This is a genomic window from Marinigracilibium pacificum (genome assembly GCF_012926615.1).
In the GTDB taxonomy this organism is placed as follows: domain Bacteria; phylum Bacteroidota; class Bacteroidia; order Cytophagales; family Cyclobacteriaceae; genus Mangrovivirga; species Mangrovivirga pacifica.
Window position 1 is genome coordinate 223,838 of the sequence record NZ_JABBNU010000011.1, and the last position, 24,000, is coordinate 247,837.

Below are 24,000 nucleotides of genomic sequence, written 5' to 3' on the forward strand. Positions count from 1 at the left end.
AGTCATGTTTAAACACTATTTCGAACAGATAGATAATGTGGCCGTCTGGCCGATAATTAGCCTGATCATATTTGTGGTGTTCTTCGTGGGATTAACCATTTATGTGATGACTCAGGATAAAGCTGAGATTGAGGAAATTGCTTCAATACCTCTTAATGATAATGTTTCACCTCAAGCTGAAAGTAAATCATGAAATACATTAACCATATATCATTGAAAGGCATATTGGCACCTGCTTTAGCCTTTATTTCTGCAGGTAATATAAGTGCTCAGGACAAAGGACTCTACGAAACGATAAATAGTCTTTCTGAGACTGAAATTATTATCGGATTGCTTACTCTTGGTCTGCTTATGGTTGCTCTGTTAGTGTTAGTTGCTGCAGTTTATACCTTGAGTGTGATCAGAATGATCGTAAGAGAAAAGAAAATTAAAGAGGGAGCAACCGCTGAAGAGCTTTCAGAAACAACTTGGAGTAGCTGGTTAACGGATATAAATAATGCTGTTCCAATTGAGCAGGAAGAATCGATCGAGCTTGATCATGATTATGATGGTATAAAAGAGCTTGATAACCACCTGCCACCGTGGTGGAAGGCACTATTCTACATATGTATCGTCTGGGGTGTCATCTATATGATGGTTTACCATGTATTTGATGCAGCTCCTTTACAAGCTGAGGAATATGAAATTGCAATGGCTGAGGCTAAAGAGGAAGCAGCGAAGTTTGCCAATGTTGTAGATGAATCTAATTTGGCATTCTCAGAAGATCCAGCTCAACTTGAAAGCGGTAAGCTGGTCTTTGAAGCAAACTGTGCTGTGTGTCATAGAAATGATATGGGTGGCCAGGTTGGTCCTAACCTTACTGATAAATATTGGTTGCATGGAGGATCGCCAACTGATATTTACATGACCATTAAAAATGGTGTTCCGGAGAAAGGGATGATCTCCTGGGAGGCACAGTTAACTAAAGTTCAAATCAGAAATGTAACATCTTATATTCATAGTATGTATGGTTCCGAACCGGCAAACCCAAAAGAACCACAAGGAGAAGAGTTTACATACGAAGAAAACTAGATAGAGATAATGAGTGGAGGCAAAAGTAATCTTCAGGAAGATTTATATTCTTATGATGAGGAATTTCGAGATTCTATTTCAACAGTTGATAGTGAAGGAAAAAGGGTATGGGTATATCCTAAAAAGCCTAAAGGAAATTATTATTACTTAAGAAATGTTGTATCGATCTTTTTGCTGATCCTGTTTTTCGCAACACCTTTTATTAAGATTAACGGGAATCCATTCTTGCTGATGAATTTCTTTGAAAGAAAGTTTTATGTTCTGGGGCAGGCGTTCTGGCCCCAGGACTTCTTTCTTCTGGCATTGATCCTGATCATTTTCTTTGTTTCTGTTATTCTCTTTACAACTGCTTTTGGACGACTATGGTGTGGATGGGCTTGTCCACAGACCATTTTTATGGAAATGGTTTTCCGAAAGATTGAATACTGGATCGATGGTGACGCAAATCAGCAAAGAAAGCTGGCTAAAGAATCTTGGACATCAAAAAAGATATTTAAGAGGGGATTAAAGTATACTATTTTCTTGATTATTTCAATCATTATCGGCCATACAGCAATGGCTTACCTGGTAGGGATTGAAACTGTTAAGGATCTGGTTACCTCTCCACCAACTGAAAACTGGAGTGGCTTTTTAGGTCTTGTTTTCTTTACAGGAATATTTTTTTGGGTGTTCTCGTATTTCAGGGAGCAAGCCTGTACCGTGGTTTGTCCTTATGGCAGACTGCAGGGTGTTCTTCTGGATAAAGACAGTATTGTTGTTGCCTACGATTGGGTTAGAGGTGAACCAAGAGGAAAACTTAGAAAAGGAGAAGTACAGTCAGATAAAGGAGATTGTATAGATTGTAAATTATGTGTCCACGTTTGTCCTACGGGAATTGATATCAGAAACGGAACACAACTTGAGTGCGTAAATTGTACTGCTTGTATTGATGCATGTGATGATGTGATGACTAAAATTGGAAAGCCTAAAGGGCTGATTCGATATGCGTCATATAACAGTATCAAAGATGGTATTAAAAAACTGGTAACTACAAGAAGAGTTGCTTATTCAGGGGTTCTTGTGGTATTAATGACTCTTTTCGGGTTCTTATTATTTACAAGAAGTGATATAAGTCTGACAATACAGAAAAAACCAGGCTTTACTTATCAGAAGGAAGAAAGCACCGGATTATATATTAACCTATATGACGTTCAGCTAACAAATAAAACAGAAAAGGAACAGAATATCCATCTTAAAGTAATCGATAATCAAGCTGCAATTCTTACTGTTGGAAGTTCCAATTCTTTAACGTTGAAAGCCTCTGAGCGTTTTGAAGGAAGCTTACTTCTTAAGTTTGCAAATGAAGACCTGGAAAGTACTAAAACGACAGTAAAGATAGGTATTTATGATAGTAATGATAAATTGATTGATAGACAAAAGATCAATTTTCTGGGGCCAATAAAATATTAATAATATGAACTGGGGACATAAAATAATATTAGCATTTGTGTTTTTCATTCTCATCATGGGGACACTTGTGACTGTAGCGATGAAACAGGATTTTCATCTTGTTGAAGAGGAATACTATAAAGAAGAACTTGCTTATCAGGGTGTGATTGATAAAGTAGAAAACTACAATTCATTATCGGTTAAGCCTGAAATAAGTGTCAATGATGAGGAAGGAGTTCTGGTGGTAGAGTTTGATGAAAATAATATTCCCGAGGAAGGATTGGTACATTTCTTCAGAGCCGATAATCCTGCTCATGACAGAAAAATCAACCTTGTTAAAAATGAACGGGGGTCGTCATATGTTTTCGATATCAGCCTAATGGAAAAGGGAAAATATTTATTAAAGCTGAATTGGAAAGATAGTTCGAAGGAATATTATACTGAAAAACCAATCTATTTACAATGATACTTCCGGCGTTACTTTTGGGATTAACAGGGAGTTGGCACTGTGTGCTGATGTGTGGGCCGCTGGATATGCTGGTGACTTCTAAAAGTTCCGGGTTTGGTCTGATTGCCAGGAAGTTAACCTATCATTCAGGTAGGTTGCTGACATACATACTATTAGGGATGACTATAGGCTTAGCTGGCTTTGGACTTAAACTAACCGGGTTCCAGCATTATTTTGCTCTTATCATTGGAGTCATGCTAATGGTATTAGCTATGTTTAATGGTATCAGAAAATTTGAAAAAGTAGTTTCAAAACCTGTCACAGCACTCATAAATAAATACAAAGCATTAATTTTGAGAAAGTATAATACCCAAAGTCTTCCTGGTATTTTTATGTTGGGTATGTTTAATGGTTTCCTGCCATGTGGTTTAGTTTATGTTGCATTAGCAACAGCATTGGTCCAACCTGATATTACTGATTCTATTATATTTATGTTGATTTTTGGGCTTGGCACCTGGCCCGCTTTATTATTCATTTCTATTTTCCCTATAGTTAGATCAGGTTTACTTCGGTTACTTAGTTCCGGAAGGGCAGCAATCTTTGTATTTATTATCGGACTACTTGTGGTTGCTCGATCATTCTATGTTATTAGCCCAAATTTTCAGGAGATTGTAAAAAAAGGAGGAGATGCAGCCATTACCATCTGTGGCGGTTGATTTAAAAAATCTTTTGTCAACATAAATATCTTGTCTAATTTTACCAAAAACATAGCTATGGCACGGCAAAAGAAAAATAAGTTTAAAGACAGGGATGGAATTGTATTTTCAACCAGTGATGACTTTGAATATTCTTACAATGATGATTCAGAGGAAGAAACACTTGATCCCCAAGACCAGGATTTAAGAATTTGGCTAGATCGCAAAGGAGGAGGGAAAATCGCAACTGTGATTAAAGGGTTTATTGGTTCTGATGACGATTTAAAAACTTTAGGTAAAGAATTGAAGTCTAAATGTGGAGTTGGTGGAACTGCTAAATCCGGTGAGATAATTATTCAGGGAGATAACAGGGACAAAGTTTTAGATTACCTGACAAGTAAAGGGTATAGAGCCAAAAAGGCAGGAGGGTGATATTATCCTTGCGATGCCTTTTTTAATTCATCAATAAATGTTCCTTCGAGTTCTTCATTCATTGAAAGATCAATTGTATTACCATTGATGAAAAAAAGCCTGATTCTATCATTAGATAGTGCTGGTGCCAGTCCATAAGAATTAACTTTTTCTACTTTTGAGAGCTCTTTTAAATCAACTTTTTTGTTGTATAACATTCCACACATGATATAAAGAAATCCATTGTGAATGCGGTAATATGTTTTGATAAAAGTTAATATTAACAAGAATACTGAGCCACTCACCGCAGCAAATGCCCACCATTTACTTACTACACCATAAGTGGTGATAATTAATAATATCAATAATATTGAAATATAGAGTCCTCCGGGTTTGCTTTTTACTACCATAACCATAATTTACTAATATTATTTGAAGCTTTTTAGTGGAAGTCAGATACATACTGCCATTTTTTATGAGCTTCTCTTTCATAATTAGAAATAGAGTTATACATTTGCCATAGATGTATAATTCAGAACAACATATCAACAATATGGTAAAGGCTGTTGCCCAGACAGTTCCTTGTGTTCATGTACATCATCATTTCCATCATTCCTCTTAACGAGGAATAATTACACTATATCGCCCATATTAGGGGTATGCACCCCGTTTAAAAATTCTGAAAACAATTTTCAGTATTTCTATTTTATTCAATCAGAAGAAAATTTATCATGACCAAACTAAAAATAGCAGTTCAGAAGTCAGGAAGACTTAGTGAAGAGTCGTTAAGACTTATCAAAGAATGCGGAATAAAATTTAATAATGGGAAAGGAACTCTGAAGGCAGAGGCATCAAATTTTCCAATTGAATTTCTTTTTTTAAGAGATGATGATATTCCGGGGTATGTAGAAGATGGAGTGGCAGATTTGGGAATAGTTGGTGAAAACGTTTTAGTCGAAAAATCCAAAGGACTTGAAATCAACAAAAGATTAGGATTTTCAAAATGCAGATTATCTCTAGCAATTCCAAAAGGAGAAAAATATGAAGGTATTTCATACTTTGAGGGTAAAAACATTGCTACTTCATATCCGAAATTATTGGGTGACTACCTCTCAAAACAAGGGATTAATGCAGATATACATGAGATTTCAGGTTCTGTTGAAATAGCTCCTGGTATTGGTCTTGCTGAAGGTATTTGTGATATCGTAAGTTCGGGTAGTACCTTATTTATGAATGGGCTAAAGGAGGTAGATGTTATTTTTAATTCAGAAGCAGTTCTTGTTTCTTCTCCTGATATGGATCCGGCTAAAAAGGATATTTTAAATAAGCTAATTTTTAGAATTGATGCTGTTTTAAACAGTAAAAACAATAAATATATTTTACTTAACGCTCCAAATGACAAAGTAGAAGAAATAATTGGTATTCTTCCTGGAATGAGGAGCCCTACTGTTTTACCATTAGCACAAGAGGGTTGGAGTAGTCTTCACTCTGTAATAAATGAAGATGAATTCTGGGAGAGAATAGAAAAGCTTAAAGAAGCAGGAGCAGAAGGCATACTTGTGGTTCCGATTGAAAAAATGATTAAGTAAAAAATTCAGCCAGAGACGATTATGAAAATAATTAAAAATCCTTCAAAGAGTATTTGGAAAGATATTCTTGTTCGCCCCACAGCTGATATATCTGAAATGGCGAAAGTTGTTGGTCCTATACTTAATGATATAAAGAATTCAGGTGATGAAGCTTTAAATACTTATTGCCAGAAATTTGACGACATCAGTATTCCCGAAGTGAAAATCTCTTCTGAGGAAATAAATAATTGCGATAACCTTGTTGCAGAAGATTTGAGGAAAGCTATTGATCAAGCTGCAGAAAATATAAAAGCATTTCACTCGGCACAGCTTATTCAGGAAGAGGTTATTGAGACTATGCCAGGGGTAACATGTTACCGAAAGTCAGTGGCTATTGAGAAAGTAGGGTTGTACATCCCGGGAGGAACAGCACCACTATTTTCAACGATATTGATGCTAGCTTTGCCAGCAAAAATTGCCGGATGTAAAGAAATTGTTCTTTGTACTCCACCAGATAAACAGCAACAGGTAAATCCAGCTATGTTATATGCTGCAAAAGTAGCTGGTGTATCATCGATTTATAAAATTGGTGGCGCTCAGGCTATTGCTGCAATGGCTTATGGTACGGAAACTGTACCTAAGGTTTTTAAAATTTTCGGGCCTGGAAATCAATATGTTACAGCTGCAAAGCAATTACTTAATAGTGAAGGGATTGCAATCGATATGCCTGCCGGCCCGTCTGAAGTATTAGTTTATGCCGGTGAAGGTGCAAATCCTGCATTTATAGCATCTGACCTTCTATCTCAGGCTGAACATGGTGTTGATAGTCAGGTTGTTTTTGTAACTACTGAGGAAGATTTAATACAAAAGGTTCAAAATGAACTTACAATTCAGATTGAATATCTACCTAGAAAAGATTTTGCCGCAAAAGCATTAGAAAATTCGTTGTCAATTTTGATTGAAAATGAAAGTAAGGCTATTGATTTGATCAATGAATATGCTCCTGAACACCTTATTTTATGTGGTAGAAGTGCAGATTCGATGGCAGATGGAGTAGTGAATGCTGGTTCTGTATTTATTGGAGACCTGACTCCTGAGTCGGCTGGTGATTATGCCAGTGGTACCAATCACACTTTACCCACAAATGGGTTTGCTAAAGCTTATAGTGGGGTCTCTGTAGATAGTTTCTTAAAGAAAATTACCTTCCAGAAAATTACTGAAACCGGACTCAAAAATATCGGACAAACAGTAATGCTTATGGCTGAGGCTGAGCAACTGGAGGCACACAAAAATGCAGTTAAAATCAGACTTGATAAACTTGAAAGCAATGGTTGAAATAGATAACTTAATTAGACCTCATTTAAGAGGTATAAAACCTTATTCATCGGCCAGAGATGAGTTTGAAGGTACTGCATCTGTTTTTCTTGACGCCAATGAAAACCCTTTCGGGTCTGCAGATGGATCTTCTTACAACAGATATCCCGATCCTTTACAACGAAATGTAAAGAAGAAGATTAGTCTTTTGAAGGGAGTTGAAATTGAAAATATTTTCCTTGGGAATGGTAGCGACGAACCAATCGACCTTTTATTTAGATTGTTTTGTGAGCCGGGTGTAGATAAAGTTATCACAACACCTCCGACCTATGGTATGTACAAGGTTTCTGCTGATATCAATAATGTGAAAAATGTTGAAGTTCCCTTGCTTGAAAATTTTCAATTAGATGTTGATTCGATTATTAACGCTATTGATGCCAATGTCAAAATGATCTTCCTATGTTCACCCAATAACCCTTCAGGGAATTTGTTGAATTCTGAAGATATCAGAGCCATTTTGAATACCTTCGACGGACTTGTAGTAATTGATGAAGCCTATATTGATTTTACTAATGAAGAAAGTTGGCTAACCAGACTATCAGGTTATCAGAATATGGTTGTTTTGCAAACTTTTTCCAAAGCCTGGGGATTGGCAGGACTACGCTTGGGGATGGCTTTTGCTAATGAAAAAATAATAGGTTATTTGAATAAAATAAAACCACCATATAACATAAATCAAGCTACTCAAGAACTGGCCTCGAAGGCTCTTGATAATTTTAAATCAGTTGGTGACTGGGTTTCTGTAATTGTTGCAGAAAGAAAACGTATCAGTGAAAAATTACTTAAACTTTCTACCGTCAAAAAGGTATATTCATCAGATGCTAATTTTATATTAGTAAGGCTTGAAGGTGCTGGTAAACTATATCGGGATTTAATTGAAAAAGGAGTAGTTGTTAGAAACAGGTCTAATGTACTTCTCTGTGATGATTGTTTGAGAATTACTATCGGGACACCTTCAGAAAATGATATACTGATAAACGAACTATCAACCTTAATTTCACAACCAATTAACTAAATCAGACAAATGAACAAAGTACTTTTTATAGATAGAGACGGAACTATAATCGTAGAGCCACCAACGGATTTTCAAGTTGATAGTCTCGAGAAATTATCATTTTTACCCGGAGCCATTTCAAATTTAAAAAAGATTAGCCAGCTAACAGATTACAAGTTGGTAATGGTTACAAATCAAGATGGTCTGGGTACTAATTCTTTTCCGGAGGATACTTTTTGGCCGGCTCATAATAAAATGCTTGAGATACTGAAGGCTGAAGGTATCGAATTTGACGATATTCATATTGATAAGTCTTTTGAACATGAAAATCTTCCCACAAGAAAGCCGGGTACTGGTATGCTAAAAAAGTATATGACCGGTAATTATGATTTGGCGAACTCATATGTAATTGGTGACAGATTAACTGATATTCAGTTAGCTGAAAACCTTGGTGCAAGAGGAATATTTATTGGTGAAGAAAAAGCTGAGGGAGCAAGTTTGTCTACAACCTCATGGGAAGAGATATTCAGGTTTCTTGCCTTGCCTTCAAGAAAAGGAACAGTGATCAGAAAAACCAATGAGACAGATATTTTAGTATCCTTAAATCTTGATGGTTCAGGTAAAACAGATATATCAACAGGTTTGGGCTTCTTTGATCATATGCTTGATCAGTTAGGTAAACATGGAGGGATTGATTTGAGTATTAAGGTCTCAGGCGACCTGCATGTTGATGAGCACCATACCATTGAAGATACAGCACTTGCACTCGGTGAGGCATTTGCAGAAGCACTTAAGAACAAAAGAGGTATAAATAGATATGGGTTTCTGTTGCCGATGGATGACTCTTTAGCACAGGTAGCTATTGATTTTGGCGGAAGGCCATGGATTGTTTGGGAAGCTGAATTTAAAAGAGAGATGATAGGAGATATGCCTACCGAAATGTTTTATCACTTTTTTAAATCTTTTTCTGATGCTTCAAAATGTAATTTGAATATAAAAGTTGAAGGAAATAATGAACACCACAAAATAGAGGCTATATTTAAAGCATGGGCGAAAGCAATTAAGTTTGCAGTGGCGAGAAATGAAGATGAACTAAATCAATTACCTTCAACCAAAGGAATGTTATAATGTCCAGCATCAAGAGTAGTTATTACCGGTATCTTTTGTCTCTCCAGGATAAAAAAAGAGGTGGTAGAACTGCTCATCCAAAAGTAGTCAGAAGAATTTTCAATAAGCTAGCTTCCAGAGTAAGTCATTTAAGTGGACTAGAACAAATAAAATTCAATGTTAATGGTATCGGCGTTTCCAGAGTTACTTCAGGAAGAGTAAATGATACCCAGGCAATTGTATTTGTACATGGCGGAGGATTTTGTTTTGGTAGTGTAAAAACACATTTATCGTTGATGGGGCAGGTTTCTAAAGCCTGCCATTTTCCTGTTTATGGAGTAGAATACAGCCTCGCTCCGGAAAGTAAATATCCAAAGGCAATTGAAGAGATCAGTTTGGTGATTGATTATTTATTAGATAGTTCTCCAAAATTGAAAAAAATCCATCTTATGGGAGACTCAAGTGGAGGAGGCCTGGCTTTAAGTGTCGCGCTTTATCGAAGAGATAATCTAAAGAAAAATGTAGATAGTCTGGTTTTGCTTTCACCATGGGTTAATCTGGATATAGATTCGGGAATTTATGATTTACCTGAAGGAAAGGATCATATGTTCAAGCCTGCTGATTTAAAAATGATGGCCAGTTATTATGCAGATGAATCACAGATCAGGTCTGATAATGAATATGCATCTCCCCTTAATTGCGATCTTCATTCATTACCGAGGCTTTTGATTCAGGTAGGGAGCTTTGAAATTTTATTACACGATTCTGTCAAACTGGCTGAAAAGGCAGTTTCGGCAGGAAATGTGGTTAAGCTTGATATATGGGATAAGATGTTTCATGTGTGGCATTTTTTAGCACCAAGTTTACCCGAAGCAAACAAGGCATTATTTAAAGTTGCTGAATTTATCGTCAACTCGGATTGATTCGTAGAATCTTGTTTTGGATGATGATTTCCTTTTCATATCTTCAAACAAATTTTTTTATTTATGGTATACATCCTTTTTGTTATTGGATTTGTGATTCTGGTGAAGGGCGCTGATATATTAGTAGATGGGGCGTCATCTATTGCTAAAAGATACAATATTTCTGATTTTATTATTGGTCTTACAATAGTTTCAATAGGAACTAGTATGCCTGAATTGCTGGTTAATATTATGGCAGGAATTCAGGGTAAAAGTGAAATTGGAGTAGGAAACGTCCTTGGATCCAATGTTGCAAATATTTTATTGGTTTTAGGCCTGTCAGCATGTATCAACCAACTACCGATAAAGAGAAATACGCTGTTTATTGAAATTCCTTTTAGTTTAACTGCAACTTTATTAGTTGGGTACTTTGCTAATGTATCTATATTTTCTGAATCCAAAGTCGGGCTAAGTTTAGATCTTACAGAAGGGATTATTTTGCTTTTCTTTTTTGCCTTGTTTTTAGGTTATATATACAATTATGCAAAAGAAAAGCATGATGATGTTATTGAAGGAACCATTAATACACAACCTATAGTTAAGAGTATTGCTTTTATCATAATTGGTATAATAGGCCTTTTTTTAGGCGGGAAATGGGTGGTTGATGGTGCAATAGAATTATCTAAGTTATTTGGATTAAGCGAAAGCTTTATTGGATTGACATTAGTTGCTCTGGGTACTTCACTTCCTGAATTGGTAACTTCGGTAGTCGCAGTATACAGAAAGAAAACACAATTGGCTGTAGGAAATGTTATCGGAAGTAATATTTTTAATCTGCTATGGATATTAGGTATAAGTTCGATTATTACACCGATAGAATTCGAAACTGTAAATAATAGTGATATAATGATGATCATCATTAGTTCAAGTTTATTGATTCTATCTATTATAGTAGGAAAAAGATCTGTTATTACCCGATACGAAGGCGTTGTTTTTTTACTTGTATATGCCGGATATATTTATCATTTGTTCCTCAGAGGGTAATTCTGTTAATTATTTAAAATTTGGTGGTATTAACTGATAAAGGGTGTTATTTTTGTGCCCATGTCAGAACAAATACTTATCATCGATTTCGGTTCGCAGTATACACAGTTGATAGCCAGACGTGTTCGCGAGTTAAATGTTTATTGTGAAATTCATCCATACAATAACCTACCTGAACTTTCCGAGAATGTGAAAGGAGTGATTTTTTCGGGTAGTCCTTGTTCAGTAAGAGAGGAAGATTCTCCACGAATTCCAATTGAAAATTATAGAGGTAAACTACCTGTTTTAGGGGTTTGTTATGGTGCTCAATTATTAGCTTTTGATCAGGGTGGCTTCGTTATGCCATCAGAAATCAGAGAGTATGGTAGAGCAAACCTTAGTAAAGTGAATTCAATAAACCCTTTATTCGATGGTGTTGACATAGATAGTCAGGTTTGGATGTCTCATGGTGATACTATTAAGGATCTACCTGAAAATTTTGAGATTATTGCCTCAACAAGGTCGGTAGAGGTTGCTGCTTACCATGTGAAAGATGAAGATACCTATGGAATTCAATTCCATCCGGAAGTGACACATTCTACTGATGGTAAAACAATATTGAAAAATTTCATCGTTAATATTTGCGGATGTGCCCAGGACTGGACACCAGCTCACTTTATCGATGAAACTGTAGCGCAACTAAAAGAACAACTTGGTGATGATAAGGTAGTTTTGGGTCTTTCTGGTGGGGTTGATAGTTCTGTTGCTGCAATGTTAATTCATCAGGCTATTGGTAAAAATTTACATTGTATTTTTGTTGATAACGGACTTTTAAGAAAGCATGAATATGAAGATGTTCTCGAATCATACAAGCACATGGGGCTAAATGTCAAAGGTGTTGATTCAAAAGAATTATTTTATGATGCTCTTAAAGGAAAGACTGATCCTGAAGCAAAAAGAAAAGCTATTGGCAAGGTTTTTATAGATGTATTTGATGCTGAAGCACATAAGATTCAAGATGTGAAATGGCTGGCACAAGGTACAATTTACCCAGATGTTATTGAGTCGGTTTCTGTAAAAGGACCTTCAGCTACAATTAAATCACACCACAATGTTGGTGGTCTTCCGGAGAAGATGAATTTAAAAGTAGTAGAGCCATTAAATAGCTTGTTTAAAGATGAGGTTAGAAAAGTAGGTTCTGCACTTGGTCTGGATGATGCAATATTAAACAGGCACCCATTCCCAGGTCCAGGACTAGCTATCAGGATTTTAGGGGATATTACTCCTGAAAAGGTTCATATTTTACAAGAAGTTGATTATATATTTATTCAAGGTTTGAAAACGGCAAATTTATATAATCAGGTTTGGCAAGCTGGTGCTATTTTACTTCCAATTAACTCAGTAGGAGTTATGGGCGATGAAAGAACATATGAAAGGGTAGTTGCTCTAAGAGCTGTAACTAGTGTTGATGGTATGACTGCAGACTGGTGTCATCTTCCGTATGAATTTTTGGCTGAGATATCTAATACCATTATTAATAAAGTAAAAGGAGTAAACAGAGTAGTTTACGATATAAGCTCTAAGCCACCTGCAACAATTGAGTGGGAATAGAGAAACAGAAGTTATTATGAGAAAATTCTTTCTTTTTTTGATTTTTTGCTTTGCAACGCTGAATATTTTTGCTCAAGAATCAGCAAAGCTTCGTTATGAGAATGGTAAATCCCTTTTCAGAGAAGGTAAATATGCATTAGCACGTGAAAATTTCGAGACAGTATTGCAGACTGAGAATAGTGGTGGTGCTTATGCAGAACTGGCTTCATATTATTTTGCTTTGTCAAGTTTAAGAATGGGGGAAATGAATACTGCAAAAAATATGTATCTGCAGATTCTTAATAAATATCCTTCATGGCCTTATATCGATGAGGTAAAGTATGGATTGGCAGATGCTTATTTTCAGTCAGGTAATATTTTTGAAGCAGTTGAAATGCTAAGGTCTATCAAGAATAAAAACCTGAGAGAAGAGGGTAGAAACATGAAAATGTACTACCTGCTTGCAGTGGGTGACCTAAAGTACCTTACGGAGTTATTACAAAAATACCCTGAAGATAAAGACCTTGCTGTTTTATTAGCAGAGAGAATCTATCTACAACCTCTTTACGAACAAGATAGAAATCTTTTGGATTTTCTGGTAAAGGAATATGATCTTGATGCAGAAAAGTATAATGCGCTTGGTGGGCTAAGAAATGTAAAAAAGGACGTTTATGAAGTAGCTGTAATGTTACCTTTTCAATCGGACAGATTTAGAGCGGGTAAGACTCGGAAAAACTTTGTAATGGATCTTTTTGAAGGTATCAATATCGCTTTAGATTCATTAAAAAGAGATGGAGTAAATGTAAAAGTTTATGCATTTGATACCAAACTTGATTCCACTCATACTGCAAAAATTCTTCAGTCAGGTGATCTTGATGCAATGGATCTGATTATCGGACCTTTGTATGAAGCTCCTTTTAAAGCTGTGTCTCAGTTTGCCTATGACAGAAAGATAAATCTCATTCACCCGTTAAGTGATAAAGTAGAATATATCAGTGAAAATCCTTTTAGCTACTTACTCAAAAGTAGTTATGTTACCCAGGCAAAAAATGCTGCAGAATATGCAGTGCAATCATTCGACTTGAATAAAAATTATATGATTTTCTATTCGGATAATCATAAGGATAGTGCGATGGCTGCAACATACAGGCAAACATTGAATGAGAAAGGGTTTACAAATGTTTATTTCAAAAAGATATCTGTTGATGAAATTCAGAACTCAATGAATTTTCTGGCTGAAATGAATGATGAAAGAATATTTAAATTCAAAGAAGATAGTATTGGTCATATTTTTCTTGCTTCTCACGATAAAAGGTTGATTGCTAAAGCAATAAGTACTCTAGGTATTCGTGATGAGAAAATACCAATGATTACTACCGACGAGATTTTTGAAATTTCAACACTTTCTTATGATCAGGTAGAAAGATTAGGTATTAGAATTATTGCATCAGATTATGTAAATAAAAATAATGGCACCTATAATTCTTTTAGAAAGTTTTATATAAACAGCACAGGAGCATTACCTTCAAAATATACTTGTCTTGGCTTTGACATGATGTATTATTTTGGAAAGCAAATGGGTGCTAACGGAAGGTATTTCCAGCTTGATAATGAAGATAATTACGTTGAAGGGAAATTAACACCAGCATATAATTATTTTCAGGCAAATGATAATAAATACACCTCAATACTTCAGTTTATTGAAGCAAGATTATTGCTTCCGGAACAGATAAAAGATCTTAATTATGAGCCGATCAATAGAAACAAGTAAAAAATTATTCAAGGAGGCACAAAATTATATTCCCGGAGGGGTAAACTCACCGGTAAGAGCATTTAAGGCTGTAGGAGGGGATCCGCTATTTATCAGTTCTGCCAAAGGTGCTTTTATGTATGATGAGGATGGGAATGCTTATTATGATTTAATTAATTCATGGGGTCCAATGATTCTTGGGCATGCTCATCCTGAAATCGAAACAGCCGTAAGGAATGCAATTGGAAATTCACTTTCTTTTGGAGCACCAAATTCGAAGGAGGTTGATATAGCCAGATTGATAATTGATATGGTGCCTTCAATCGAAAAGGTTAGAATGGTAAACTCAGGTACTGAGGCAACTATGTCTGCGATTCGATTAGCCAGAGGTTATACTAATAGAAATAAGATTATAAAGATGGAAGGGTGTTACCATGGTCATGGTGACAGCTTTTTGATTGCTGCCGGTAGTGGTGCTATGACATTAGGAACTCCAAATAGTCCTGGTGTTACTCAAGGGACGGCTAATGATACATTGACAGTTCCTTTTAATGATTTGGATTCAGTTGATAAATTGATTTCAGAGGTTGGAGATGATATCGCAGCGATTATTTTAGAACCTGTAGCGGGCAATATGGGATGTGTATTACCCAAAGAAGGCTATTTGAAAGGGTTAAGAGAAAGATGCGACAAGCATGGTATCGTGTTGATATTTGATGAGGTGATGACAGGCTTCAGGTTAGCTCAAGGTGGTGCACAGGAAGTATTTAATGTAATGCCTGATTTGACTACTCTTGGTAAAATTATCGGAGGTGGTATGCCTGTAGGAGCTTATGGTGGTAAAAAGGAAATTATGGAGTTTGTAGCTCCGACTGGCCCTGTTTATCAGGCGGGTACTCTTTCTGGTAATCCTGTTGCTATGGCTGCGGGAATGGCGATGTTGAGTCAGCTAAAAGAAAATCCTGATGTGTACGCGAAACTTGCATCGTTAACGGAGAAATTACATAATGGCTTACAAGCAGTAAACGATAAATTGAACTTGCCTTATACAATCAACAGATTAGGTTCGATGATCTCAATTTTCTTTACAGATAGAGAAGTTATTGATCTTGAAACAGCTAAAACTTGTGATACTGGTTTATTTGGCAAGTATTTTCAGGCAATGCTTGAAGAAGGTGTTTATTTACCTCCTGCACAGTTTGAAACATGGTTTTTATCTTATTCACTTACTGAAGGTGATATAGACAAGATAATAACAGCCCATGAAAATGCTATCAAGAAAATATTGAAATAGAGTATAAATAATGTTTTTATAAAAAGCTGTCTGATATGAATCAGGCAGCTTTTTTTATTTAAAATAAGTATAAGCTCAAAGAGAGCTCCATTATAAAGGCTATTGATAATAATGAAATATAAAGAAAACCAAGAAAATTAAACTTGATAAATGTTTTAAACCAGCCTTGTTTATATACTTTCAGAAATGATATATAACAATAAGTTGTAACTACTATAAATGCATAAAAAGCGATTGTTGGAGTGATACTAAAATTTATTATTAGGAAAATCGATAACCCATATATGAAATAGGCAAAAGAGTGTAGATATAGCCCATGGATAATATGATTGATATATAAAAAATTAGTGTTTATATACAGTATCTTCAATATTAGTGCAAATAAGGGAAGAAGAATAAACATCATAATCGGAAGATTTTTTAATATGTATCCTACCAGATATGTTTTGTCACTTCTAATAACTTTTATTGCTTGATATGCTAATGTGTATTTTACTTTTTCTGATTTATTAATATCAAGACTATCCATGCAATTTTCAATAGTCAGATCATTATTATTGGCAAGAAAATATACCTTTTCCCATAACTCTGTTGTCGTGTCATTTTCAGCATAACCAAGAGAATCCAGGTCAAGAGAAAATGTTTTGCCCAGTTTATTTCTGGAAGTAGAATCAGGAAATCTTTTGTCAATCTCCTTTTCAATTGCAAACCTTATTGAATCCTTATTCTCAACATTGCTAAGTTTACTATCTAGAGTGGAGTCTATTACATTTAAAACTTCTTGTCGATTTTCTTCTGATAATTCCTGCTCTAGTTTCTTTTTATCAATTTCTATTTCACTCGCTATCTTTTTGCCTAAATAACCAATAACAAAAAAGTAGAATAAGGATAAAACCAGATACATTCTTATCGGATTGAAATAGGTATTTCGCTTACCTGAATTAAATGTATTTGTCAGTTTGCCAGGGTAAAATAAAAAAGGAATTATACTCTTGGGTAATTTGCCATCTAGAGCCAGCGTATTAGAAATGAACTCTGATAATATCAAACCAACGGAAATATTCTGATCACTATTTTCCTGCCCGCACTTAGGACAAAAATCATCCTGAATTTTAAGAGGTGAATTACAATTTAAACAATATGGATGCTTGCGCCTGTTTTTCATGCGGGCAAAATACAAAATGATTTTAAATTTTAATTACTTTAAACTTACATCAACTGGTGATTTAATTGTATTTGCAAGGGATGTTATTGAAGGAGAATTAAATTATAAGTATTATTGTATTGATAATTAAATATTTTGCATAATATTTACTAATATCACTATATTTATATACTGTAAAATTTTTTTAATACTGTGATAAGAAATCTTTTCATTTTTTCGGTATTGTTGTCTGCCGCTGTGTTTAGCATTTCAGGCCAGGGAAGTACTGTGACCTACGAGGAATTGTACGATGATCCCTATGATACAAAAAAACTATTTATTCATTTTCAACCTCTATACGGTGAAGTGTGGAGTACAAATGTGAATATTGGTTTTGGTATGGAAGCTGAGTACCTTATGGATAAATTACAGATAAGAGCAGCAGCCAGAAAAGCATATGGAAAGGCATTTGATATGACCAGAGATGCTGCCATTAAGAATGCATCAGTAAATACAAATGTAGATGCTCCATGGAATATCCTGAATTATTACGAAGCTGGAGTTACATATCATATAAAGGATTTTGAATCTGATTCGGAAACAAAGATTGTTTTATATTCTGATCGATACAGAAAGAATAACAAATGGGCAGCGAGTACCCCAGAGTTGATAAAGATTCCAAGTAAAGTAAGGAAAATTTATGGTGCCAGATTAGGTGGTAAATACTATGATTCCTCAGTTGACCTGGATAGGGCAATGAAAAATCAGGGTACAATGCTTAATTCACCTTCTGGTGAGCCTATTGCTGCAGATGCTAAAGTCTATTCAAATATGAGTAGTTATGCAATCTATCTTGGTGGTTCAATGAGTTGGTATAAAAATATTGCTATTGATCCTGATAGAAGCTTTGGTGTATTGATTAATGACTTAATGTTTACAACATATTTTGATCTTATTTATGCACCAGGACTTAAAGTTGAAGATGTATTCTATAATGGAGAAGTTTATAGTGCTGATGATATTGAATTAACAAAGTTTGGTTTCAGAGCGGGTTTGCAGGGTAAATTTAACCGTACCTGGGGATGGAGTTATAATATTGAAACAGGTATAAGACCGACTGTAAAAACTCAAGGATTTTATATTATGGGTAAAATTAGTTTTCCAGTATTCGCAACAAAACTCGAAAATACCAGAGAAGCTTTTGGTAAATAATAAAATACTAACTTATTTAAAAAGGGACTTATCGGTCCCTTTTTTTTATTTTTACTATATGGAACTAATTGTTAAGAATATAAAAATATTGGCTCAGGTTGAGGATACAATTAAAAAAACAGTATCCGGACCTTCAATTAAAACTGTTCCCACAATTGAAGATGCCTGGCTTTATGTAAAGGATGGACTAATCGAAGACTTTGGTAAAATGGAGGAGTTTCCTTCTGACCTGTTAAATTTGGAAAGTGTTGATGCCTCAGATCGAATTGTACTTCCGGCATGGGTAGATTCACATACACACCTTGTATTTGCTGGCACAAGGGAGTCGGAATTTGTTGATAAAATTAATGGATTGAGCTATGCTGAAATTGCTAAAAGGGGTGGAGGTATTTTAAATAGTGCAGGTAGATTACAACAAACTTCAGAACAAGAACTGCTGGAGCAGACTTTAGTCCGTGCAGAGCAAATAATGTCAATGGGTACCGGAACTGTTGAGATTAAAAGTGGATATGGGTTAACATTGAAGGATGAACTGAAAATGTTAAGAGTAGCTAAAAGGGTAGGAGAAGAAACTGCCTTAAATGTAAAAACAACATTTTTGGGTGCTCATGCCGTACCTAAAAACTATTCTAAGGAGGATTACCTTGATTTGGTAATTAAGGATATGATACCTCAGGTAGCTGAAGAAAAATTAGCTGAATATTGTGATGTATTTTGTGAAGATGGATTTTTTAGTCAGGATGAGACTGAACGAGTACTAAAAGCTGCCCTTGAATATGGGTTAAAACCTAAAGTTCATGCTAATCAATTGAATTTTTCCGGAGGGGTTCAGGTTGGAGTCAAATGTGGTGCGGTTAGTGTTGATCATCTAGAGTCTAGTGGGGATGAGGAAATTAAAGTATTAAAGGGAAGTAATACTATACCTACGTTACTACCAGGAGCAGCTTTCTTTATTCGAACATCGTACCCTCCGGCAAGAGATATGATTGAAGCCGGGCTACCTGTTGCATTGGCAACAGATTTTAATCCGGGAAGTTCACCTACTGGAAATATGAATTTTATGATGTCATTAGCCTGTGTGCAAATGCGAATGACCCCTCAAGAAGCTATAAATGCTGCTACAATTAATGCTGCAGCTGCTCTCGAAATGTCACATGAAGTAGGAAGTATTGCAAGAGGAAAAAAAGCAGACTTTATCATTACAGAAAAAATACCTTCCCTTGATTTTATACCATATAATTATGCGCACAATCCAGTATATAATTTATATCTGAAAGGTGAAAAGGTAATTCAAAATGAACGTTAATTGAAAGCCCGGGTAACCCGGGTTTTTTTATAATAAATCATAAAGAGAGTTTAAGTCAGGAGTTAAGATAATCTCTGTTCTTCTGTTTTTTGATTTTCCCTCTTTGCTATTATTTTCTGAAATGGGGTGGTGTTCACCTCTGCCCGATGCTATAATTAGAGTAGGGTCGACACCATTTGAAATTAAAGCCCTGACTACTTCAGTTGCTCTCATTACAGAAAGATCCCAATTATCATTCATATACCTTCCTTTTGAACTGATGGGCACATTGTCAGTGTGTCCCTCGACCATAATATTTATGTCTGATTGTGATTTTAGTACGTTGGCTAATTGCTTAATTGCCTCTATACCTTTTGGATCAATATCTTTACTTCCCGACTTGAATAAAAGCTGTTCGGATAATGAAACATATACTTTGCCGTTCTGAATGCTTACGGTTAAATCACTTTTTTCAAAATTTAAAAGCGCATTTGAAACGATATTGCGAATTTTTTCGACTGCAGCATTTTTTTCTGCAATCATCGCTTCCAGCTCATTAATTTTTTCAGCTCTTGAATTCAGATCTTCATTTAAATTTCTATTTTCCCTTAAGGCTGAATCAAGTTGAGATTCTTTTTGTAACAATGATCTTTCTTTTTGTGAAAGACTGCTTTCAAAAGACGAAATGGTTGAACTTAACTTTTGTTCAAGTTCGGAATTACTGCTTTCCAGTGAGTTGATTGTAGATTTTAATTGTTGATTTTCTCCTTTATAGTGATTGATTTTTTTTTCGTTCCCTGCATTTTCAGCAATTAATCTGGATTTTTCAACTAAAGCTTCATCATACTTTTTCTTTGAGACAACGCAACTGGTTAAACAAAAAAATATTAAAAAGTAAAAGTTTTTCATAGCAACTAAAGTTGGTTTGATTTTGTATATTGAACGCAATTAAAACCAAAATTTTTTCAATAAACCATCAAATAGAATGAAATATACCGAAGGAATGTTAAAAGAAGATGCTCTGAAAGGAAAAACCATTGTGGTTACAGGAGGAGGAACAGGTCTTGGAAGATCAATGGGGAAATATTTTCTTGAATTAGGAGCAAACCTTGTTATAACAAGTCGAAAATTAGACGTTTTAAAAGAAGCTGCAAAAGAGCTGGAAGATGAAACGGGAGGAAAAGTTTTGCCTCTTGCATGTGATGTTAGAGTATATGAAGATGTTGAAAAGGTAATTAGTGATACAATTGATCACTTTGGTCAAATAGATGGTTTTTTAAATAATGCAGCGGGTAATTTTATTTCACCTACCGAGCGCTTATCTCACAGAGCGTTTGATACTGTAGTTGATATAGTTTTAAAAGGGACTTACAATTGTACTCTGGCAATGGGTAAAAAGTGGATAGACCTAAAGCAAGGGGGAGTCTTTTTAAATATCGTTACTACTTATGCATGGACAGGAACTGGCTATACTGTACCTTCTGCATGTGCAAAAGCCGGTGTACTGGCATTGACCAGATCTTTGGCCGTTGAATGGGCTAAGTATAACATTCGAACTAATGCTATTGCTCCTGGGCCATTTCCAACCAAAGGGGCATGGGAAAGACTATTACCTGGAGATCTTGCAGAAAAGTTCAGCATGAAAAATAAAGTGCCAGTAGGTCGTCATGGAGATCATCAAGAGCTTGCAAATCTTGCAGCTTATTTGATGTCTGATTATTCTTCATATGTAAATGGTGATGTAATTACCATTGATGGTGGTGAATGGCTTAAAGGTGCTGGCCAATTCAATTTACTTGAAGAAGTAACCTCTGAAATGTGGGATATGCTCGAGCAAATGAGAAAAAAGTAAAATAACTTATATTGAAAAATCACTGATTAAAGCCGGTTTACCGGCTTTTTTTATTTTTTTAAATGAATGTTTAAAAACTTACACCACAGATTTTTTTAAGTTCTTATATGAAAAATACAATGCATCGGATTAAGTCATTTCTTAATCTGATGTTAAGGATTTGTTATGAATTAGTGATTGTATATGCTGGTGATATTTTTTCGATCTAAGATTTGTACAATGATTTCTTAGTCTTTCTGCTAATAAATTTTAATCGGATAGGTTTAAAGACTAGCTAATTAGGGAAATAAGGTAATGGTTTTGTTTATGCCTTATAGGGTGTGTAGCAGGTTGAATATGAATCGTTTAGAGAGTTTTTCTGTGTTTGCTAAATTTTTTATACTAAGTGAATATTTAAATATTTACTTAGTAAAATTCAATAAACCAGAAGAAACAGTACATTACCCAATTTGAAGAATAAAACCAAGAATAATTATATTGCGTTAATATTTATGAGCAGTGAAACAATAAACGATTTGATTTTACTGTTTTAATAACAAGAAGTAAATAGTGTTTATTATTTGGTTTTAAGAAAACAATCAGGTGTTGAGTCACTTGAAATTGTTGATCGTGTGTAGTGGTAAAAAAAGCTGTCCCAATGGACAGCTTTTTATTTTTAGATTAATCTTGTTTCTGGCTCATTCGCTTACGCTCATTTTCATCCAGATAAATCTTTCTCATTCTTATATTTTCAGGAGTAATTTCCAAATACTCATCTTTTTGGATGTACTCAAGAGCTTCTTCCAAGCTAAATTTTCTAGGAGGTGCAATTCTAACATTTTCGTCAGTACCCGCAGCCCTTACGTTACTTAATTTTTTACCTTTTTGTACATTTACTACAAGGTCGCTATCGCGTGAGTGCTCACCAATAACCATTCCTGTGTATAATTCATCACCTGGCTCAATAAAGAAAACACCTCTATCTTGAAGTTTGTCAATTGAATAAGCAGTACAAGGACCTGCTTCCATACTGATAATTGATCCATTTATTCTACCAGGGATAGTGCCTTTATATGGTTCATAGCTCTTAAATCTATGAGTCATGATTGCTTCACCGGCAGTTGCAGTTAACACCTGGTTTCTCAGGCCAATTAATCCTCTTGAAGGAATATTAAACTCAAGGTGTTGTAAGTCGCCTTTTGGTTCCATAATAATTAACTCACCTTTTCTTTGAGTTGCTAATTCAATTACTTTACCAGCAGATTCTTCCGGAACATCAACAACCAAAGACTCAATAGGTTCGTGCTTAACACCATCAACCTCTTTAAATAAAACTTGAGGCTGACCAACTTGCAATTCATAACCTTCTCTTCTCATTGTTTCGATCAATACAGAAAGGTGAAGTACACCTCGACCGAATACAATAAATTTATCTTCACTATCAGTTTCCTGAATTCTTAGAGCAAGGTTCTTTTCAGTTTCTTTGAAAAGCCTGTCTCTTAAGTGTCTTGAAGTTACAAACTTACCTTCTTTTCCAAAGAAAGGAGAGTTGTTGATTGTAAACAACATACTCATAGTAGGCTCATCGATTGCAATTCTTGGTAGCGGCTCAGGGTTATCGATATCAGCGATTGTATCACCAATGTCAAATCCTTCTACACCAATAAGAGCACATATATCGCCACTTTCTACTTTGTTTGTCTTTTGGCGTCCAAGTCCTTCAAATACTTGAACTTCCTTAACTTTAACTTTTTTTATTGAACCATCTTTTTTGCAAAGACCGTATTGCTTTCCTTCTTCGATAGCTCCCCTGTAAATTCTTCCAATAGCAATTCTTCCAGTGAAAGAACTAAAGTCAAGTGATGTGATCTGCATTTGAGTAGTTCCTTCATTTTTTGGAGCTGGAGGAATGAATTCCAGGATAGCGTCCAATAAAGGAGTAATGTTATCAGTTGGCTTTTGCCAGTCTGTACTCATCCATCCTTGTTTTGAAGATCCATAGATTGTTGGAAAGTCTAATTGTTCTTCAGTTGCTTCAAGGTTGAACATCAGATCAAATACTTGTTCATGAACTTCGTCTGGACGGCAGTTAGGTTTGTCAACTTTATTAACTACCACAATCGGTTTCAATCCAAGTTTAATTGCTTTGTCTAATACGAATCTTGTTTGAGGCATTGGTCCTTCAAAGGCATCTACCAAAAGCAAAACTCCATCAGCCATTTTCAATACTCGCTCAACTTCACCACCAAAATCGGCGTGACCAGGAGTATCAATTATATTGATTTTAACATCTTTATACTTAACAGATACATTTTTTGAAAGAATAGTGATGCCACGTTCTCTTTCAAGATCATTGTTGTCCAGGATTAACTCCCCTGTATCATCATTACTGCGCAATAATTTACTTTCATGAATAATTTTGTCAACCAATGTAGTTTTACCGTGGTCAACGTGGGCAATGATAGCCACATTTCTAATTTCCTGCATATGCCATTTAATTTGGGCGCAAAATTAAATAATCAATTTGTATTAAACATCTTATCTCTGTTATTTAATTGTAACCAAATCCCAACTGATAATCAGGAAATTATTTATCTCATGTCAGCTTCTATTCTATCTGATGCCAGATTAGAAGTCACAACATCTATCTTCCTATCATTTTTCGGTACATTTTCATGAGAATTTGACTCAACAAATGTGAATGCTGTAATTGATACAATTGTTAATACTATCGAAATATATGCTATAATTTTTTTCATGATTTTTTATTTATCTTTTTGTAATTGAATGATTATCCTCTGATGTCTTCACTTTTCTTTAAGACTTCACCTCTGATGTCTTCGCTCTTTTTTAATAGCTCAGCTTTTTCATCA

Annotated in this window: 23 protein-coding genes; 18 read left to right on the forward strand and 5 right to left on the reverse strand. The window is 35.2% G+C overall.

What is annotated here, in order from left to right:
• Positions 1-4 precede the first annotated feature (4 nt).
• Genes HH304_RS17655 through HH304_RS17680 form a run of 6 tightly spaced genes read left to right on the forward strand, consistent with a single transcriptional unit; the run spans position 5 to position 4,074 of the window.
• Entirely contained in the window at positions 5-193 is a 189-nt protein-coding gene (locus tag HH304_RS17655) for a cbb3-type cytochrome c oxidase subunit 3 (RefSeq protein WP_169684598.1), read from the forward strand.
• Positions 190-1,071: a cbb3-type cytochrome c oxidase N-terminal domain-containing protein gene (locus tag HH304_RS17660; protein WP_169684599.1), complete on the forward strand. Its 882-nt coding sequence runs from the start codon at positions 190-192 to the stop codon at positions 1,069-1,071. Before HH304_RS17655 ends, HH304_RS17660 begins: the two co-directional genes overlap by 4 nt.
• A 9-nt stretch (positions 1,072-1,080) precedes the next feature.
• Positions 1,081-2,520: a cytochrome c oxidase accessory protein CcoG gene (gene ccoG / locus HH304_RS17665; RefSeq protein WP_169684600.1), complete on the forward strand. Its 1,440-nt coding sequence runs from the start codon at positions 1,081-1,083 to the stop codon at positions 2,518-2,520.
• Positions 2,521-2,524: 4 nt separating this feature from the next.
• Positions 2,525-2,965 carry a FixH family protein gene (locus HH304_RS17670; protein WP_169684601.1) on the forward strand — a complete coding sequence of 147 codons (441 nt, stop codon included), beginning with the start codon at positions 2,525-2,527 and terminating at the stop codon, positions 2,963-2,965.
• Positions 2,962-3,663, forward strand: a complete 702-nt coding sequence (locus HH304_RS17675) for a sulfite exporter TauE/SafE family protein (RefSeq protein WP_169684602.1) — start codon at positions 2,962-2,964, stop codon at positions 3,661-3,663. The genes HH304_RS17670 and HH304_RS17675 overlap by 4 nt, the downstream gene beginning before the upstream one ends.
• 57 nt (positions 3,664-3,720) lie before the next feature.
• Entirely contained in the window at positions 3,721-4,074 is a 354-nt protein-coding gene (locus HH304_RS17680; protein ID WP_169684603.1) for a translation initiation factor, read from the forward strand.
• Positions 4,075-4,076: 2 nt separating this feature from the next.
• Here the strand turns inward: HH304_RS17680 and HH304_RS17685 are convergent, their stop codons facing one another.
• Positions 4,077-4,463, reverse strand: coding sequence for a PH domain-containing protein (locus HH304_RS17685; RefSeq protein WP_169684604.1), 387 nt, complete (start codon positions 4,461-4,463; stop codon positions 4,077-4,079).
• 321 nt (positions 4,464-4,784) lie between these two features.
• Here HH304_RS17685 and hisG point away from each other — a divergent pair, with 321 nt between their 5' ends.
• The 9 genes from hisG (at position 4,785) to hemL (ending at position 15,655) form a co-directional block, all read left to right on the forward strand.
• The gene (gene hisG / locus HH304_RS17690; RefSeq protein ID WP_271711680.1) at positions 4,785-5,642 is read left to right on the forward strand and encodes an ATP phosphoribosyltransferase; all 858 of its coding nucleotides are present in this window, start codon (positions 4,785-4,787) and stop codon (positions 5,640-5,642) included.
• 21 nt (positions 5,643-5,663) lie between these two features.
• Positions 5,664-6,956 (forward strand): histidinol dehydrogenase, encoded by a 1,293-nt coding sequence (gene hisD / locus HH304_RS17695; RefSeq protein WP_169684605.1) that lies wholly within the window; start codon positions 5,664-5,666, stop codon positions 6,954-6,956.
• Positions 6,913-8,010 (forward strand): histidinol-phosphate transaminase, encoded by a 1,098-nt coding sequence (gene hisC / locus HH304_RS17700; protein WP_271711681.1) that lies wholly within the window; start codon positions 6,913-6,915, stop codon positions 8,008-8,010. The genes hisD and hisC overlap by 44 nt, the downstream gene beginning before the upstream one ends.
• A gap of 9 nt (positions 8,011-8,019) precedes the next feature.
• On the forward strand, positions 8,020-9,117 hold the full coding sequence (hisB, locus tag HH304_RS17705; protein ID WP_169684606.1) for a bifunctional histidinol-phosphatase/imidazoleglycerol-phosphate dehydratase HisB: 1,098 nt from the start codon (positions 8,020-8,022) through the stop codon (positions 9,115-9,117).
• Positions 9,117-10,019: an alpha/beta hydrolase gene (locus tag HH304_RS17710; RefSeq protein WP_169684607.1), complete on the forward strand. Its 903-nt coding sequence runs from the start codon at positions 9,117-9,119 to the stop codon at positions 10,017-10,019. Before hisB ends, HH304_RS17710 begins: the two co-directional genes overlap by 1 nt.
• A 63-nt stretch (positions 10,020-10,082) precedes the next feature.
• Positions 10,083-11,042: a calcium/sodium antiporter gene (locus HH304_RS17715; RefSeq protein WP_169684608.1), complete on the forward strand. Its 960-nt coding sequence runs from the start codon at positions 10,083-10,085 to the stop codon at positions 11,040-11,042.
• 60 nt (positions 11,043-11,102) lie between these two features.
• Positions 11,103-12,632 carry a glutamine-hydrolyzing GMP synthase gene (gene guaA, locus HH304_RS17720; RefSeq protein ID WP_169684609.1) on the forward strand — a complete coding sequence of 510 codons (1,530 nt, stop codon included), beginning with the start codon at positions 11,103-11,105 and terminating at the stop codon, positions 12,630-12,632.
• Positions 12,633-12,648: 16 nt separating this feature from the next.
• Positions 12,649-14,382 (forward strand): ABC transporter substrate-binding protein, encoded by a 1,734-nt coding sequence (locus HH304_RS17725; RefSeq protein WP_169684610.1) that lies wholly within the window; start codon positions 12,649-12,651, stop codon positions 14,380-14,382.
• A complete protein-coding gene (gene hemL / locus HH304_RS17730; RefSeq protein ID WP_169684611.1) occupies positions 14,357-15,655 on the forward strand; it encodes a glutamate-1-semialdehyde 2,1-aminomutase in 1,299 nt (432 codons plus the stop codon). Before HH304_RS17725 ends, hemL begins: the two co-directional genes overlap by 26 nt.
• A 58-nt stretch (positions 15,656-15,713) precedes the next feature.
• Here hemL and HH304_RS17735 read toward each other — a convergent pair whose 3' ends face one another.
• Entirely contained in the window at positions 15,714-16,820 is a 1,107-nt protein-coding gene (locus HH304_RS17735) for a DUF3667 domain-containing protein (RefSeq protein WP_169684612.1), read from the reverse strand.
• Positions 16,821-17,012: 192 nt separating this feature from the next.
• Between HH304_RS17735 and HH304_RS17740 the strand changes: the two genes are divergently transcribed.
• On the forward strand, positions 17,013-18,011 hold the full coding sequence (locus HH304_RS17740; protein WP_169684613.1) for a hypothetical protein: 999 nt from the start codon (positions 17,013-17,015) through the stop codon (positions 18,009-18,011).
• A gap of 58 nt (positions 18,012-18,069) precedes the next feature.
• Positions 18,070-19,317 (forward strand): imidazolonepropionase, encoded by a 1,248-nt coding sequence (gene hutI / locus HH304_RS17745; protein WP_169684614.1) that lies wholly within the window; start codon positions 18,070-18,072, stop codon positions 19,315-19,317.
• A 27-nt stretch (positions 19,318-19,344) separates the two neighbouring features.
• On the opposite strand, the gene HH304_RS17750 is transcribed toward hutI, so the two are convergent.
• Positions 19,345-20,205 carry an OmpA family protein gene (locus HH304_RS17750; RefSeq protein ID WP_169684615.1) on the reverse strand — a complete coding sequence of 287 codons (861 nt, stop codon included), beginning with the start codon at positions 20,203-20,205 and terminating at the stop codon, positions 19,345-19,347.
• A 76-nt stretch (positions 20,206-20,281) separates the two neighbouring features.
• On the opposite strand from HH304_RS17750, the gene HH304_RS17755 reads away from it, so the two are divergent.
• Positions 20,282-21,148: an SDR family oxidoreductase gene (locus HH304_RS17755; protein WP_169684616.1), complete on the forward strand. Its 867-nt coding sequence runs from the start codon at positions 20,282-20,284 to the stop codon at positions 21,146-21,148.
• A gap of 660 nt (positions 21,149-21,808) precedes the next feature.
• Here HH304_RS17755 and typA read toward each other — a convergent pair.
• On the reverse strand, positions 21,809-23,614 hold the full coding sequence (gene typA / locus HH304_RS17760) for a translational GTPase TypA (protein ID WP_169684617.1): 1,806 nt from the start codon (positions 23,612-23,614) through the stop codon (positions 21,809-21,811).
• A 104-nt stretch (positions 23,615-23,718) separates the two neighbouring features.
• Positions 23,719-23,886, reverse strand: coding sequence for a hypothetical protein (locus tag HH304_RS17765; protein WP_169684618.1), 168 nt, complete (start codon positions 23,884-23,886; stop codon positions 23,719-23,721).
• Positions 23,887-24,000: the final 114 nt, after the last annotated feature.